The following is a 16,901-nucleotide window of genomic DNA, read 5'->3' as shown; positions in this document are numbered from 1 at the left end:
CTTTATTTTGTTAATTTTACTCATGGGTCTAATATCGCCATCATAATATCGGCTATTAAACTAGTAACAATTCCAGCCGTTGCTGTTAATAGAATATATCCCATAACAACAAAGGAATCCTTGTTTCCAACGCCCGAGACAATAAATTTACTCATCCCTGGAATTGCTCAATTTTGTTCAGCAAAGATACTTGCCCCAAAAATTGTTGTTATAAAAGCTGCTGGTAATAAACGAAAAATTCGAATCCCCGCATTGCGGAAAATATGAATATAGAAAATATAACGATTAGTCACTCCTTTTGATAGGGCAAACTTAGTATAATCAGCTGTCATTTCATCAATAACATATCGTCTTGTTTTAATAACAATTGGTGGTGTTATCATTAAAAAAATGCAAATACTGGTCAAAATTTAGTATCAAAAGTTCCCGAACTAAATAAACCATGAGCATAAAAAACATTAATTGAAATTAAATAAATCCCTACGACTAAAACAACCGGTGGAATTGCTAAAAAGATAATTGACCCAGCATTAATGGTATTATCAACACCACGTTCTTTATTTTTTGCCGCAATGATTCCTAATGGAACACCAATTAAATAAGCTAATAACACTGCAACTGACCCAAAACCAAATGAATACGGAATTGCTCGTGCAAAGATATATGACACTAATTCTCCTGGTTGTGCTACTGCTGTTGAAAAAACAACTCCTAAGTAAAATCATGTTGTAACTTTTTCACCAACTAATTCACCAGTTATTGGATCAAAAGCACTATTAATAATTATTGTTTTTTTAATAAAAGGCATAATATTTCGTAAATATGTTCCTAATTGACTTCAAATTGAACCATATACTCCAAAAATTTTCATTCTTTGCTCCAATAAAGCATTATATTCTGGTGTACCTGGTAAAATATTTAATTTATTAATATTAATGTCTTTAATATAAATATCATCGGGAGTTACTAATCGCAATAAAATAAAAATTACACAAATTGCTAGCAATAAAGTAATAATTACAAAAAAGATTCTTTTTAATGAATAACCTATTAATGGAAAACGAACAAAAAACTCCCGACGGTGATGATTAAAAATTGCCATTTTATATTTCATTTCAGTAAAAAGTGATGTTCGTTTATTTGCTTGTTGATAATCTAAATCAACATTAACAAACTTGTTATCATATTCTTTACTAATATCAAAATTGGTTTTAGAAATATCTTTCTCTTTTTTAATATTTTTCATATATTTTTTCCCTCCCTAGTTCTAAGGAAAAATAAAATGTCCCTTTTATCAAATTTTAATAAAATAATGTGCTTAAAATAACTTATTCAAAATAATGTACTTGATACAAAATATAATTTTATATCATGTAATTATATTTTACTTTTTGTAAAAATACAATATAATTTAATAATAAATTTTAAAAATATTAATGTGAGGGAAATAATGGCAAAAAAGAAAAATATTTTTAAAGAATTACATCAATTAAAACGTGAAGAAAAAGAAATTCATGAAAAAGAAGTTAAAGAAATTGTTGAAGAAACATACCATAATCAAACAATAAAATTAGAAACTTATCAAAAACTAAAAAAAATTACTTGATACCATTATTTAATTGCTATTTTAACTAGTGCATTTTTACTTTGAATTAGTTTTTTATTAGGAATTTTTGCCTTTAAAGATATCAAAAAAACAGAATGAATTGTTGTTAGCTTCTTTGTTTTAATTTTATTAATCTGATTAATTTTAGGCTGATATAAAAATAAGCAAGCCGCAGCTTACTTTAATGATCATCGTCGCAGTTACCAACCCACTTTAACTGACGAAGAAGCAATAATTAAAAAAACACGAAAAATATTATTAATCATTGCTGGAATATTATTAATTTCTTCAGTAATTATCTTTTTTACTATTTAATTTATTTTTATAAAAATTAACCAACCTTAAATTCTAGTATCTGTAAAAATCTAAAGTCACTATCATTAATATTCCTTTCATCATCATTAGAATGAAAAAAGAAACTATAGCCAAAACTATAATAAAAGTTTGCATAATAGTGTTGAGGCCTGGTGTTTAACCACTCTTGGTACGAGTTATATATTTCATTATCGTATAATTCTATTTCGGGATGAAATAATTTAATAGTAAAAACATTATTTTTAATTAAATTAACTTTATATTTTTTTACCAGGATTTGATATGAAAGGACTAAAATACGGTTTTTCTGATGAATCTAATGTGCTTTTAAAAAAATTAAAAATTGGTTGAAAAATTGGTTGAAGGCTTATTATGTTTAATTTTTTTTATAAAACACTAGCACTTTTAACTAATGCATCAAACTCATTTTGCCGTATTTTAAAAACAAGGCGATGATACTCATTATATGTTTCTAATTTATAATAATGTCAAAAAGCCATTATCACCTTAGCAAATTCTTCTAACTTTTCGTGAACTTTATCTTTTTCCTTTAATATTTTAACTGGTGATTTTAGTTTTATTCTAGAAAAATTACATTTAAATAATAAATTTTCAATTGTAAAATTAACTGGAATAATGCTTTTTATGTTTCCAAAATAATAATACTTTTCTTCACTTAATATCGCTGCTTTTTTTATATAAAATTTTAAAAAGTTTTCTGGTGTCAATTTATCAGGGTTATACCCCTCTCCCGCTCACATCAAGGTAGAATCCGATTTGCGAAAAGGAAGACGATTAGATCTCTTTGTAAAAGAATTAGAAACTGATTCAAAGTCAAAGAATAAAAAATTAATATTATTAAACAAAAGATTTGCTTCTTTTAACTTATTTTCAATATTTGTTCTTAATATATTTAACCTTGTAAAAGCATCTACATTTACTTCTGCTGGTACAATAAACCTAAAATTTTGGGTAATATTCATTATTCTTAGGTTTTTAATAAAATTAAGTAATTAGAAACAAATTAAGTTTCGCTTATAATTGAATGATAACAAAATTTATAAAAAATTCAACTTTTTTTAAAAATATAATTTTTAGTTGAAAAAATAATTTATAAATTTATGAATTTTGACACACTAAAAAATACTTTTTAAAGTTATTGCTAATTTTAAAAGGTTTTTATTTTTTATAAAGATAAAAATTGATTTTGAAATTGATTTAAATTAAATATATTAAATTCAATTTTTTCTTTATTATTTTTATTAGTTTTATCAACTTTCTCATCATTAATTTGATTATTAAGTCTTAACATAGAAGCAATTAACATATTGATAAATGTTTCTTTACAATATATTTTTGCGCCACGCCCTTTAACAGCCTTAATATAATGCGATACATCACCCTCAACATGACAACCAATATTATATTCTAATGATTGATTTACAATACCTTCTTCATTACTTTTAATTAATTCAATGGTTTCTAATAAAAATATTTTTTTATTACCATTAACATATGGTAAATGACATATTAAAAAATCTAATAATAATTTATAATTTCCAGTAAAGAAATATATTTTTGCTAATTTTTATTTTATTCTATGAATTTTGATTCTATTTCGATTTGGGAATAATTGTTTAAATCTATTTGATAAATGAAATTTATCTAAACTATATGATACAGTGTTATTTTTATATTTTGCTTTTACTGCTCTATAAATTTTTTTAATTTGTTTTTCACCATCACTTAATATTAATATTTTAGTATTTTGATTAATATCATAAGTATCCATTGATTTAAAAAATTTATCAATAAAATTATCAATATTAGATTTATTATTTTTATTCTTATGATTTTTATTCATCATTTGAAAAACGCCTTTTTTCTTTTTCATTTTTATTCTGGTTTTTGTTGACTTTTCTTGATCAACACCAACATGCATAGTCGCAAGAAATATTTTATTTTCAATTTTTTTTATTTTCTCGCATTGGTTCAAAAGCTCCGTCAATTTGAATATATAAAACATTATTTGGAATTTTAATTTTATTATTATTTTTATTACTAATGTAATCGATTTCTTCTAAATCGGCATTTTTAAAAATATTAGATATTGTTCTTTCACTAATATTTGCATTCTCTGTTGTATGTAAAATATCTTTATATCTTTTTCCATCACCTATAAAAGACATATATTTATTTTTTAAATTTATTTCAATTCTTTTGTATTTTTTTAAACCTAATTCTTCATCTAAAGGATAACGATTTATATTTTCTTTTTTTTCTTCATCATATTTAACATATAATTTTCTTTTAATAGGAATATCTCCATATTCTGTTTTAATTGTTTTTGGCAATTTTGATATCACCTTATATCCTTGTAATATTTGTCCTTGTTGATATAATTTAAATATCTCATTATCTCTTTCAATCAAGAAATTTTTAGTTTCATTGTTTGTTTCTATTATTTTATCTTTTTTATAATCTTCTAATAAATTTTGTTTTAATTCCATTTTATAATTTCCTTTCATATAAACAAATTATTTTAAAATATGATACTCAATACTTCACATAATCTTATCAAAAAAAGGAGGCTATTTAAAAATGCAGGATTTTACCAAAATTAATAACAAAAAACGGATTACTAGTTATAAATATTTAAATAAAAAATATAATTTGAATTTTAGTGACTATAATTTTGGTTTTGATTGAGAAGTATTTAAAGACTTTGTTGGTGATAGTTATGCCCGATATTTTACTTCACCAACTTTTTTTAAGTTTGTTTCAACGGGGCGTGATACTAATAAGACATGAAATCACATAGCAGAAAAATTATTTTTTGCTTGTAATTTTACTGATGCTTCATCTAACATTTTACGAAGATATACCAATACCCATGAAAATACTACATTTGGCGATATAATTAATGTATGTAATTATTTATACGATAAATATGGGATTAATATAAGACCCGACAATGAAAATGGCATTGTTTGACCTAAAAATGTTAAAGAAGGTGGCGAAATTGTTTTTCCTAGTGGTGTGAGAATTGCTTTTGCGGGTTATGCTAATGGTAATAAAATTATGGGAAAAGTTGGTAAAGGTAGTGGTATTATATCAGCGTGAACAGATGAAATGATACATGCTGAAGAAAAAGAAATTTTAACTGATAAAGAATTAGATAAACGTTATAATAATTTGCGAATTTCCATGTTTAAATCAAAAAGCTTAAAAGTATCTTATGAAAAATATACTGATGAAAATGATAATGAACAATATAATTTAGATAATCCTATTCCAGTAAAAGAATTATCTTGGACATTTCAAGAATGAGACAACATAGCAAAACAATACATAACAGTAATAACATATTTTCATAAAACATATTCTAATCAATTTACTTTTAATCCTTTTGATAAATACCATGTCTTTTATGAAAAATTTGTAACCCCATATTTACCCTTAAATAAAAGAATTAAAAATATTTTAAAAGAACACAATCAAGTATATTCAGAAAACAAACAAGCATTTAATGGTTTGGGTATTTTTAATTTACGATTAACAATGGGAGCTGTTTGAAATAAAATACCTGATATTACTAAAAAACTTGTTTTAACAAACAAACAAGAGCGACCTGATTTATTTGAACTTGAATACTACGGATTTGAATATAACGATAATGACCCCAGTATTTATGTTTTACGAAATTATCGTAAATATATTAAAGAGTATAATTTACAAGATTTTTATAATTCCAATACAAAACAGTATCAATTTGATAGTTATTCAATTGGTGTGGATTATGCTAATGGTAGTGAAGACCACACGGTGTTTTTATTTAGTGGTTATAAAATTAATGAAAATAATGAATATGATAAATATTTAATTGAAGAAAATGTTGTTACACCAAAAAACGCAATGAATTTAAATGAAATAGTTGAACATTATGGGCAATGAATAATTAATACATTTCATAAATTTGATGGTTTTGAATATGCTACATTTCATTATGATATTAATGCACACGACTTTATGCAAAAATTACAAGAAGATATTTACCCTTATTTAGGCTATAAAATTAAGATGTTTAAAGCCAAAAAACATCAGACATCTCTTAATAAAGAAGCAGGTATAATCAATCGCGTAACCTGAATAAGAAAAATGTTTGTTCAAGGTAAAATATATGGCATATTAGATAACTTCCCATTTTTAGATAAGTGCATTAATGAACTAAGATTTAGTGATACCAAAACAAACACACCCGATAGTAAAATGTACCATGACCCATATGATGCTTTGTTTTATGGTTCTTATCCATATCGTTTTAAAATGGGAATATAAAAAAGGTTTTAAAACCTTCTAAAATTTATAAATTTTATTTACTTTTTATTTATTAAATAATTAGTATTTAATGATTTTTCTAAACTAGGTGATTTTTTTTGTATTTTATTATTATCATCATTTTTCAATAGTTCAGGATGACAATTTTTATAACTTAATTTAAGATGTTTTCTAACTGAATTAAAATCTAGTATCTCAACTTCAATTTCATCACCAACATCAAAAAATCTCTAATATCTCTAACAAAGTAATCTGAAATATCACTAATATGAATTAAACCATCAGCCTTTTCTGCTCTGCAAAAAGCACCATAAGGTATAATGTTTGTTATTTTAACATTAACTTTATTTCCTTTTTTATACATAAAATTAAATATACTTCCTTTCTTTAAATGCTTTAATTATATCATTAAGACTATAAAAATCATTTGCAGGAATTGGGCGGGCGGTTGATTTTCTTAAATTTTTGTGATAAAATGACTTACAAGTTAAAAAAAGTTTTGAGGTTCTTTCAAACAAATTTGGGAACCTTTATAAAATTCTTCGTTTAACGCTTAGAATTTTTCCAAAGTATTTTGAAAAGCGCGGCAAAAAATTTTTTAAACTTTAAGTAATTTTTCGCAAAACTTATGGAAATCACCGCAAGCCCAGATTGACCCTTTCCATATAATAAATTAAATAATTTCCTTTCAAACTCTTAAATAGTCCTTGTATATATAATTGTGATTGTAAAAAGATTTAGCGAAAGGAATTATAATAATGAAAAAGATATTAAGTCTTTTAGGTACAATCACTTTAATTGGAACAAGTACAACAAATTTAGTTGCTTGTAATAAACCACAATATAGCAAAAAAGAATTAGCAGATTTAAAAGAAAAGAATAAAATAAATACAAAAGATGGTATTTTAGAATGAATAGCACCACAAGAAAAACCATTTAATCAAGTGGATAATAAATGATATTTTGCTATATGGAAACCTAATAATTCTATTTATTGAAAAATATCAAAATTTAAACACGATACAAATAAAGGAAAAAAATTGAGGCTTGAGATCCATTAAAACCATATTATATTGATCTCTTTTTATGGGTTTTTGAAACAAAAGAACAAGATTTATTAATAGATGATCAATCAGAAGGTAAAATAGAACGAATTTTTTGAAATGAAGATAAGGGACAAAATTTTAAGGCAGTTTATCGTTGAAATTTAGAAGATACTAATGTACCTAATTTAATTATTGATAAAACCGGTAATGTAAAAGTTAATGAATAATAAAAAGTCATTTATTAAAATGACTTTTTATATTTCTAATATAATTAATGATAATTTTTCATTATTTTTATTAAATAGTTGTAAATTATTAATATTAATTTGTACTTTTTCGGTAAAAATTGTAATTTCATAATTACCATAACCTCATATACCTGATATTTCAATTTGATTTAAATTAAATAGTTTTTTTTCAAAAGTTATTTTAATACTATAATCAATTAAATCTTCGATTGTACTAATTCAATCTATTTTAGAATAAAGTAATTTATATCATTCAGAAAAATAATTTAAATAGTCTTCTATTTTGTCATTAGAAACAATTAAATTAGTTAAATATTTACCATATTCACCATCAGATAATTTAATTTCAGCAGGAATAAGAGAAGGAATGCTATTTGTTTCTAATTTATTTGTTAATGATAATCAATTAAAAAAATTTGTTTCTAATTGATAAAAAGGATTTTCTGAAATATCTTTGTTTTTAACACTTACTTTAATTTCATTATCTTTGTTATTATTAACATTTGGTTGTTGTTTTAAATTTCAATCAATAATTTTTCCAGTACTTGAATCAATTAAAGGTTTAAGAAGTTCACCACCACCATTTCAACGATAAACTGCCTTAAAATTTTGTCCCTTATCTTCATTTCAAAAATTCGTTCTATTTTACCTTCTGATTGATCATCTATTAATAAATCTTGTTCTTTTGTTTCAAAAACCCATAAAAAGAGATCAATATAATATGGTTTTAATGGATCTCAAGCCTCAATTTTTTTCCTTTATTTGTATCGTGTTTAAATTTTGATATTTTTCAATAAATAGAATTATTAGGTTTCCATATAGCAAAATATCATTTATTATCCACTTGATTAAATGGTTTTTCTTGTGCTTTAATTTCTTTTCAATAATTTACTGGAATTGGTGGATTAGAACCAATAAAATCAAAATATAATGAATATATTTGTACTTGACAATCTGAAAAATAAAAATATCCTTCTTCTAATCTATTTGGTTTTGAAATTAGTTTGAAATAATAAGGAAAAAATAATTTAATATCATCATTATAACCTTTGTTAATAGCATATTTGCTATATGTGTAATTTGAAAGCATATAGATAATTTGTTTAAATATTTTAATAATTTTATCCTTAATAAGGGTTGGATTATCTAATTTTCAATTTTCAAACAAACCATCAATTACATCTTCGGGTTTTTGTCCTTCAAATTTTTGGCGTAATTCAGCCGCTTTATTAGTAGGATTACTTTTTTCATCGTATTTTACCTCCTTGAAATTTACGGTCATAATTATAACGATATGTTAAATAATTCAATAAAACTTTATCTAAACCATTTTTATTTATTAAATCTAAAATATCTTTACCTTGAATATAGTTTTTTGCAATACTTCATGATAAAAAAACTTTCGGTAAATTAATATTGAAATACTCTTAAATTAGGGTTTGTTTCAATTGGCATTGATAATAATGGTACTAAACTAGCATTTTCGATATTTGATGATGGATAAGAATAAACACCATTGATATTGCCTCAACACTTAATATTTCCAAATAACATTGATTTAGGGTATTTAATTTCAATGCCAGTAAATACTGTATCTTCTGGCAATGATTTTTGTAAAACTAAATGAATACTATTCTGATTTTTTCAGAAATAATTAATTAAAGTCATTTATTTTAAAAATATCAATATTTATATTTTTAAATCATATACATTTTCACTCTATCATATTTATATTAATTTAGCAACAATTTTAAAATTAAACCCCTTTGGTAATTCTAAATCATTTTGTCTTTAAATATATATTATAGATTGTTAAAAATACCCTTCTAATAGTTATATCAGAATTTTTTTATTTTTAACATAAAAAATAAAAAATCTTTTAAATAAAATTATTTTAAAACATTGTTATTAAATGGCTAAAATAAAAATAATATTATTCAAAGATTTTACCTTAGTTTATCATTTTATCTTTGATATTTTTATACACATCGCTAACTTTTATTGAATCTAACTTTGGAACTGTAATAATTGTTACTTTTCTTAATTCTGGAACTGGTTTTGCTGGTGGTAAATAATCATAGATTGGTTCATTTTTAGAAGATGGAATATTATCATAAATTGGCTCAGGAATTGCCTCATAAATTGGCTCATCATTTAATTTAATCGGAATTTCATAACCATCTTCATCTTTAGTACTATCATTATTTAAAAAAGTTCAAGATATATTAGTTAAAAAACCTGGTTCAAAATTTAAATTTTGCTCTGAATCAGTAATTTTTCGATAACTTTCCATTGTTTCTATTAAATTATGTGTGTTTTTTGTTGCAATTTGTACTGATTGCTTTTTACTAAAACCTAATGCTCTTGCAAGTTTTTTAATTTGTTTTCTTGTATTTTTTAGAATTTTTTTTACTAATTTTTCAACTTTTACCATAGCACGCATAGTTTTTACCCTTTATCATTATTATATTTATTAAAAACTAACAAATATAAGCCATGTACTTTAAAAAACTATTTTTTAAATCATATACAACAAGATACTACTATACTTAAATTATTTTGTCAATTTAGAGTTAAAACAAAGAAAATAAAAATGTATCAAATTGATACATTTTAAAAATTAGTTTGTGCCAAAAACATTTTTGAAAACTTCATCATATGTTTCAACTGGAATAATATTCAATGTTTCTTGCACTTCTTTTGGAATATCTTCAATATCTTTAATATTTTTATGTGGAATTAAAATTGTTTTTAAACCACTACGGTTGGCAGAAATTGATTTTTCTCGTAAACCACCAATTGGTAAGACTTGTCCTCGTAAAGTAATTTCACCAGTCATTCCAATATCTTTCGATACTGGACGATTACTTAAAGCACTGATAATTGCTGTTGTTAAGGTAATTCCAGCTGATGGTCCATCTTTTGGCACTGCTCCTTCTGGAACATGAATATGAATATCATGTGTTTCAAAGAATTTTGGATCAATGTTAAATTTGCCAGAATTTGCTTTTACATAGTCTAACGCAATTGATGCTGATTCTTTCATTATGTCACCTAATTTTCCAGTTAACACTAATGAATCTTTTCCTAAGAAACTATTAACTTCAATTGGTAAAATATCACCACCAAATTGAGTATATGCTAATCCTGTTACAACTCCAACTTGTGATTCTTTTTCTTTTTCGGTATGTTCAAAACGACGTTTACCTAATAAATCATTAACAGTATCTGGTTTAACTGTTAAATTAACCATTTCTTTATTTAAGAACTTAACAATAAATTTCCGTGCAACAGCATTTAAATCTCGTTCTAACTGACGAACTCCTGCTTCACGCGTATAATATTTAATTATTTCATTAATTGCATCATCGGTAATTATTAATTGTCCATCTGCTAAACCATTATTACTTAATACTTTTGGAACTAAATAATCTTTTGCAATATTGAATTTTTCCAATTCAGTATATGATGATAATTGAATAATTTCCATTCGGTCAATTAAAGCTTCTGGAATATTATCATAATAATTGGCTGTTGCAATAAACATAACATCACTTAAATCATATGTTTCTTCTAAGTAGTGGTCAGAAAAGGTTGAATTTTGTTCTGGATCTAATACTTCTAACATTGCACTAGCGGGGTCACCACGATAATCTGATGCTATTTTGTCAATTTCATCTAATAAAAATAATGGATTTATTGAACCAGCACGTTTCATTGACTGAATAATGCGCCCTGGCATCGCTCCAATATATGTTTTACGATGCCCGCGAATTTCTGATTCATCTTTTACGCCTCCCAAGGCCATTTTAACAAATTTTCGTCCTGTTGCTTCAGCAATTGATTTTGCTAAACTTGTTTTCCCAACCCCTGGTGGTCCTACTAAACAAATAATTTGTCCTTTTAAAGATTTAGTCATTGTTTTAACGGCTAAGTATTCAATAATTCTTTCCTTAACTTTATCTAAACCAAAATGATATTTATCTAACACTTCTTTTGCAAATTTTAAATCATTTTTTTCTTCTGTTTTTTCCCATCATGGAATTTGCATCATTCAATCAATATAAGTTCGAATAATATTTGATTCACTTGATGCTTGTGGTAATGCTTCGTAACGAGTGATTTCTTGTTCAATTCGTTCTTTAATATTTTTTGGAAATGGTTCTTTTGCTAATCGTTCTTTATATAATTTCATTTCGTCAGCGGCGCCATCAAATTCATCTAGTTCATCTTTAATTGCTTTTAATTTTTCTCGTAAGTAATATTCACGTTGTTGTTCATCAACTCGTTCTTTAATTTTTTTGCTAATTTTATTATCAATATCATTGGCTTGTTGTTTATTAACTAAATGATCAAAAATAATTTGAAGTCTTTTTTCAACATCTAATTCTTCAATAATTTCTTGTTTTTTTGCCACTGGAATAAATGGTAAAAATTGGGCAATTGTATCAACAACTTCATTCCCATCAACTGAATTACCAATTTGATCTAATAAATCTTCTGGCAAAATATCTTGTAATTCCATTAATTCTTTAATATTCGCTGTTAATTTTTCAACAATTTTATCTTCTGATTTAACAAATGATTTTAAAATATCAATATCAGCAGCATAAAATTCTCCTTCGCGTAAATCTAAAATTTTTACTCGATCAACTGCTTTAAAATTAACTGTTAAACTACCATCTTCCCATACTTTACGAATTTTTAACTCTGCTAAAATCCCAATTCGATAAATTTCAGATAATTTTGGATTATCTTCTAACGGTTTTTTTTGACTAACTAACACAATATGATTATCAAAATCCTTGCTAGCTGTATTCACCGCTAAAATTGATTTATCTCGTCCTACCTCTAATACTTGTTCAAAGCCTGGAAAAATATAACTACCCCGTGTTACAAGAATGGGTACATTTTTTAATTGTGTTATTTTTGAATCCATCTTCAAAACACCTCCTGTTTCTTTTTTTTCACTTATATTGACAATATCTTATCTTATTTTAAAAAATATCGCAATATAAATTTAAGTTACACAAAAATTATAACAAAAAAATCATCTCACCTATTGTTTATTATATCTTTACCCCAAAATTAAGGAATACCAGTTTAATACTTAATAATATTCTTATTATATCATAAAAAGAAAGAAAATTCAGCACTTTTCATGCTAATCCAGATTATCCTCCTATATAATAAAAACTAACAATAATGTTAGTTTTTATTCTATTCACCATTATTTTGATATAAAAAGGCAAATACCTTATCATGCATAACTTGTTCTTTTACTTGTTGGTCGGATACTAATTTTGTTTCTTTTAATGCTTTACCATCAATTCCAAATTGTTTTCCTAACTTTTCATATTGTTCATCAATTTCTGCATCAGTTGCAGTAATATTTTCATTTTGAACAACTGCATCAACAATAACAACATTTTCTAAACGATTCTTAGCGTCTTTAAATAACTCATTAAAAATATCTTCTTCTGACATTCCTGTTCGTTTTTTATACGTTTTTATATCCATTTGTTGACCTTGTAATTTTTGTTCAAACTCATGTTTTAATTGATTTGCTTCTTTACGAATAATTGATTCTGGTAAAGCAATCTTTGAATCTTCTGCAATTAAGCGGAATAAATGGCCAATAAAATGATCATATTCTTGTTTTAATAATTGCTCATAAATATTATTTTTAACATGCGCCTCCAATTTAGCTAACGTATCAATACCTTTTAAATTAACATCTTTTGCTAATTCATCATTTAATTCTGGTAATTCTTTTGTTTTAACTTCCTTAATATTTAACTTAAAAATAGCCGGAGTTGATTTTAATTCTTCAACATAATAATCAGCTGGGAAAGTAACATCAATTTCTTTTTTATCACCTGTTTTTAAACCAATCATGGCTTCTTCAAAACCGGGAATAAATTGATCACTCCCAATTTCTAAAGTAAAATCTGTTGCTTTACCACCCTTAAATGGTTTTCCATCAACAAAACCTTCAAAATCAAAAATTACTGTATCGCCAGTTGTAATTTCTGTTGTTTTTGGTTTAAAAATTGCAAAACGATTACGCAATTGATTAATATTATCGTCAATATCTGCTTTTTTAACTTCAATTTTTGTCTTTTTTAATTCTTTATCAGTAAAACCAGTATACTTACTAATTTTAACTTCTGGTTTTAAATCAAATTCTAATTGTAAGATATACTCTGTTTTACTAATTTTTTGTACACTTGGAACTGGTGATGAAAATGGTTCAATATCTGATTTTTGATCAAACGCAAACTTATAAGCTTTATTAACAACTAAATGATGTGCCGCATCTAAAATTTTTGCTTCAGTTAGATGTTTTTTAATTAAATCAGTAGGTACTTTCCCTTTTCGAAAGCCAGGAACCTCTAATTGTTCTGCTGCTTTTTTTTCAGCTTTTTTAATATAATCTGTCCATTCTGTACCATCAATGGTTACATATCATTTTCCAATTCCTTTATCTTGTATTTTTTCCGCTTTAAATTTCATATTTTACTCCTTAACTAATTATTGCACATAATTTATTATAACAAAAAGAATGACTTTAAATAACTTTTTTCCCCAATTTATTTTGCTTTTTTGGTCTAATTCTAAATAATAATTTATTTTATATTTCTTGTTGGGCTAAGTAAGGAAGATATTTTTTTACTATTTCAACTTGAACTGTAAATTGTTCTGCCAGATCTTGGATTACTATTTTTTCACCATACATCCGATGACCTTGATATATAATTGCAATTGTTAATGCTTTTTCTTCATTATTTTCTAAAAAATAAGGATATAAGTTATAATAATATGTTTCTAACAAATATAAACAAGTATGGTATAAACTAGGATTATAATTATAAACTCATTGGTCTAGTAATTTCATTATGGTTTTAACTTGTTCATTTTCTTTATATGGTATTATTTGACTTGGATTCAAGTGAAAAATACCATTTGTTTTTTTCACTTCAAATATTTCTGTAATTTCTTGTTTTTTTAATAAGTATAATAAATAAATCTTTGCAAAATCAGTGACTTTTTTATTCAGAAAATATTGACGAATTACTGGTAAAATTTGTCGTAAATTTTGGTCTTTTAAATATTGAAAAGCTAATAATTGAGTTTCCTCATCAGATGGATTCGCTAAAATATCACTAATTTTTGCTAATGTTCAAACTGTTGTTTCACTTGGCTTTTGTTCTCGAATTTTTTCATTAACTTCTTGTAATAATGTTGTTAATACTTTCTCAACTTGTTGAGGAATATAAGGCATCAGCAATTCATCATTAATTTTGATAAGTGCACCATTGTAATTATGATTACTAATTAATTCTTTAATTTCATTAATTAATTCATCATAATAATTTAATGGTGTTTGCATTTAATAAATCCTCCTTAGATAAAACAATCTTTTATATTATTATAACAATTTTTAAAAAATAAAACCTTATTTAATCATTTAAATAAGGTTTTTAATTTAATTACAATTTAAAAAATGGCGCCCACGAAGAGATTCGAACTCCCGACCCTACGCTTAGAAGGCGCATGCTCTCTCCTACTGAGCTACGTGGGCATACCATACAAATAATAACATAAATTAAAGAATATTTTCAAGAAAATAAGTTTGCTTTTTTAAAAATAAATTTCATCAATAATATTATAATCATGTAATACTTCTGTTACTTTTTTTGTTGGTTTTATTATTATAAATTGCTTTTGAAGGTGAGTTACTGCACGATAAATTAAGATAAAAACAATACTATTAATTGTAAATTTCAATAAATTAAAAGGAATAACTATCGGTACTAAAATACTTTTAAATCATTGTACTGTTTCGCGGGGAAGATGTAAGAAATGAGCATACATGTCATAAATAAATAATCAATTAAATAATGTCATTACAAATGAAGCAATAATTGTTGCTAAACTAACATTTATTGTTGTAATTAAATAATCAGCTTTTTTTGAAAAATTATTTTTAAACAAGTGATTAAATCCTTTTCGTAAAAAATTATCGCCTAATCAAAAAACTAATAAAAAAATTAAATCTGCTAACATTAAAGCAAATACATCAATAAGAGTATCACCTAAATAAACCATTCGTAATCAACTAACACTAATAGTTAAAAAACTAGCATAAATAATACCAAACAAACGAAGAGATAATAACATTAAAAAATCAGTTAACTCAATTTTTAAAAATGGAGCAACGGGAAAAACTGTTAAATTCATTATTTTACTTAATCATGACAATAAAACATATAAAGCAATCACAATTGCCATTGCCACAATTCTTTTTGTATCTAAGTAAAATAAATTTTTTATTTTTGTTTGCATATTATCACCTTGTTTAATTATAAATTATTTTTAAAATATAGCAAAGTAAAAACTAATTGTAAAAATTATTCAGTTGGATATAAAATGCTTTGTATGAATCATATACAAAGCATTTTATATCCAACAATTTATTCTGTTTCAGGTTTAACATTTCCTAAACCAATTGTTGCATTGTATTCATTTTTAGAAAAACTTATAGTAACTATAATGCGATTAAATCCTTCAGTTAAAATTGTAGTTTTATTAGTTTTTGCAATTGATATATTTTCACTAGTTAACTATTTTACTAAGTTAACAAGTTTTTCTTTAATTTTAATATTTTTAATATCTTCTCTGTTTGTTATTGCCTCTATCGTATCTTTTTTGTTTTTATCAATAAAGTTTCATATATAAGGCAATGCTACTTCTAATTTTTGTTTTGCATTCAATTCTGAACCATCAGCTATTCCTTTGTTTAGAATTTGAACTAAAATTGCATATGCAGTATATTCTAATGTATCAGGGTCTTGTGACAATCGAACACTATCTAATATAATATGTATTGTATCTTTTGCAGAACCAAGTTGTAAATCAATTAAGATCTCATTATTTTCTGTTCTTAAAACAGCATTTTCTTCAGTGATTTTTGCATCACTATTTTTCAAGCTATTTATTAATTTAATAATCTCTTCTCTAACGTTTTTATCACTAATATTGTTCGCTTTTTCTACTGCTTTAATTTTAGATTGCTCAATGGCAACTCATAATAATTGGAAAGCAGTATTATAAGTTTGTCCTGCATATAAAGTTGATCCATCAACTGATTCAATTTCACCAATTGCTTCTTTAATGTAAGTTAAAGCAATTGCTTCTAATCCACAGTTACAATCAGAATCTCTTAAAACATCTTGATTTGAGTTAAAACTTGGTAATGAAGTTGTTGTAACAATTGGTCCAGTTAAAAATCCTGCTAATGTAAGGCATTTAATTAATTTATACATAGTAATTCATCTCTTTTTT

19 protein-coding genes and 1 tRNA gene are annotated in these 16,901 nt (G+C 24.7%); 4 read left to right on the top strand and 16 right to left on the bottom strand.

The annotated features are described in order from the left end of the window. Window positions 1-2: 2 nt before the first annotated feature. Window positions 3-383, bottom strand: coding sequence for an ABC transporter permease subunit (locus AACL22_RS13035; RefSeq protein ID WP_338992784.1), 381 nt, complete (start codon window positions 381-383; stop codon window positions 3-5). Beyond that, window positions 383-1,246 carry a hypothetical protein gene (locus AACL22_RS13030; RefSeq protein ID WP_338992782.1) on the bottom strand — a complete coding sequence of 288 codons (864 nt, stop codon included), beginning with the start codon at window positions 1,244-1,246 and terminating at the stop codon, window positions 383-385. The genes AACL22_RS13035 and AACL22_RS13030 overlap by 1 nt, the downstream gene beginning before the upstream one ends. A gap of 204 nt (window positions 1,247-1,450) precedes the next feature. Here AACL22_RS13030 and AACL22_RS13025 point away from each other — a divergent pair, with 204 nt between their 5' ends. After that, window positions 1,451-1,921, top strand: coding sequence for a hypothetical protein (locus tag AACL22_RS13025; RefSeq protein ID WP_338992780.1), 471 nt, complete (start codon window positions 1,451-1,453; stop codon window positions 1,919-1,921). Between the two features lie 386 nt (window positions 1,922-2,307). Here AACL22_RS13025 and AACL22_RS13020 read toward each other — a convergent pair whose 3' ends face one another. The 4 genes from AACL22_RS13020 to AACL22_RS13005 form a co-directional block, all read right to left on the bottom strand. Further along, window positions 2,308-2,904, bottom strand: a complete 597-nt coding sequence (locus tag AACL22_RS13020; RefSeq protein WP_338992777.1) for a hypothetical protein — start codon at window positions 2,902-2,904, stop codon at window positions 2,308-2,310. Between the two features lie 203 nt (window positions 2,905-3,107). Next, on the bottom strand, window positions 3,108-3,233 hold the full coding sequence (locus AACL22_RS13015; protein WP_338989615.1) for a hypothetical protein: 126 nt from the start codon (window positions 3,231-3,233) through the stop codon (window positions 3,108-3,110). Window positions 3,234-3,509: 276 nt separating this feature from the next. Beyond that, window positions 3,510-3,815, bottom strand: coding sequence for a hypothetical protein (locus tag AACL22_RS13010; protein WP_338992775.1), 306 nt, complete (start codon window positions 3,813-3,815; stop codon window positions 3,510-3,512). A 64-nt stretch (window positions 3,816-3,879) separates the two neighbouring features. Beyond that, window positions 3,880-4,431 carry a UPF0236 family transposase-like protein gene (locus AACL22_RS13005; RefSeq protein WP_338992772.1) on the bottom strand — a complete coding sequence of 184 codons (552 nt, stop codon included), beginning with the start codon at window positions 4,429-4,431 and terminating at the stop codon, window positions 3,880-3,882. Between the two features lie 91 nt (window positions 4,432-4,522). Between AACL22_RS13005 and AACL22_RS13000 the strand changes: the two genes are divergently transcribed. Continuing rightward, window positions 4,523-6,259 (top strand): hypothetical protein, encoded by a 1,737-nt coding sequence (locus AACL22_RS13000; RefSeq protein ID WP_338992771.1) that lies wholly within the window; start codon window positions 4,523-4,525, stop codon window positions 6,257-6,259. Between the two features lie 187 nt (window positions 6,260-6,446). Here the strand turns inward: AACL22_RS13000 and AACL22_RS12995 are convergent, their stop codons facing one another. Next, window positions 6,447-6,623: a S1 RNA-binding domain-containing protein gene (locus AACL22_RS12995; RefSeq protein ID WP_338992769.1), complete on the bottom strand. Its 177-nt coding sequence runs from the start codon at window positions 6,621-6,623 to the stop codon at window positions 6,447-6,449. Window positions 6,624-7,017: 394 nt separating this feature from the next. On the opposite strand from AACL22_RS12995, the gene AACL22_RS12990 reads away from it, so the two are divergent. After that, the gene (locus AACL22_RS12990; RefSeq protein ID WP_338992767.1) at window positions 7,018-7,320 is read left to right on the top strand and encodes a lipoprotein; all 303 of its coding nucleotides are present in this window, start codon (window positions 7,018-7,020) and stop codon (window positions 7,318-7,320) included. A 516-nt stretch (window positions 7,321-7,836) separates the two neighbouring features. Next, a complete protein-coding gene (locus AACL22_RS12985; protein WP_338992764.1) occupies window positions 7,837-7,986 on the top strand; it encodes a hypothetical protein in 150 nt (49 codons plus the stop codon). A gap of 294 nt (window positions 7,987-8,280) precedes the next feature. Here the strand turns inward: AACL22_RS12985 and AACL22_RS12980 are convergent, their stop codons facing one another. The 9 genes from AACL22_RS12980 to AACL22_RS12940 all read right to left on the bottom strand — a co-directional run bounded on the left by AACL22_RS12980 (window position 8,281) and on the right by AACL22_RS12940 (window position 16,882). Continuing rightward, window positions 8,281-8,835, bottom strand: a complete 555-nt coding sequence (locus AACL22_RS12980; RefSeq protein WP_338992761.1) for a hypothetical protein — start codon at window positions 8,833-8,835, stop codon at window positions 8,281-8,283. A 128-nt stretch (window positions 8,836-8,963) separates the two neighbouring features. Further along, entirely contained in the window at window positions 8,964-9,221 is a 258-nt protein-coding gene (locus AACL22_RS12975) for a hypothetical protein (RefSeq protein ID WP_338992758.1), read from the bottom strand. Window positions 9,222-9,504: 283 nt separating this feature from the next. Next, window positions 9,505-9,996 carry a hypothetical protein gene (locus tag AACL22_RS12970; RefSeq protein WP_338992755.1) on the bottom strand — a complete coding sequence of 164 codons (492 nt, stop codon included), beginning with the start codon at window positions 9,994-9,996 and terminating at the stop codon, window positions 9,505-9,507. Between the two features lie 177 nt (window positions 9,997-10,173). Next, window positions 10,174-12,492, bottom strand: coding sequence for an endopeptidase La (gene lon, locus AACL22_RS12965; RefSeq protein WP_338992752.1), 2,319 nt, complete (start codon window positions 12,490-12,492; stop codon window positions 10,174-10,176). A gap of 281 nt (window positions 12,493-12,773) precedes the next feature. Next, window positions 12,774-14,069 (bottom strand): trigger factor, encoded by a 1,296-nt coding sequence (gene tig, locus AACL22_RS12960; protein WP_338992750.1) that lies wholly within the window; start codon window positions 14,067-14,069, stop codon window positions 12,774-12,776. Window positions 14,070-14,187: 118 nt separating this feature from the next. After that, a complete protein-coding gene (locus tag AACL22_RS12955; RefSeq protein WP_338992748.1) occupies window positions 14,188-14,946 on the bottom strand; it encodes a DUF3196 family protein in 759 nt (252 codons plus the stop codon). A gap of 115 nt (window positions 14,947-15,061) precedes the next feature. After that, a tRNA-Arg gene (locus AACL22_RS12950) sits at window positions 15,062-15,138 on the bottom strand. Between the two features lie 59 nt (window positions 15,139-15,197). Continuing rightward, the gene (locus AACL22_RS12945) at window positions 15,198-15,902 is read right to left on the bottom strand and encodes an ECF transporter S component (protein ID WP_338992745.1); all 705 of its coding nucleotides are present in this window, start codon (window positions 15,900-15,902) and stop codon (window positions 15,198-15,200) included. A 278-nt stretch (window positions 15,903-16,180) separates the two neighbouring features. Beyond that, window positions 16,181-16,882, bottom strand: a complete 702-nt coding sequence (locus AACL22_RS12940; protein ID WP_338992742.1) for a hypothetical protein — start codon at window positions 16,880-16,882, stop codon at window positions 16,181-16,183. Window positions 16,883-16,901: the final 19 nt, after the last annotated feature.

The sequence above is a fragment of the Spiroplasma endosymbiont of Seladonia tumulorum genome (genome assembly GCF_964020235.1).
Classification (GTDB): Bacteria; Bacillota_I; Bacilli_A; order Mycoplasmatales; family Mycoplasmataceae; genus Spiroplasma.
The sequence above is the reverse complement of the archived record's forward strand: the minus strand, read 5'-3'. Positions and strand labels throughout refer to the sequence as shown.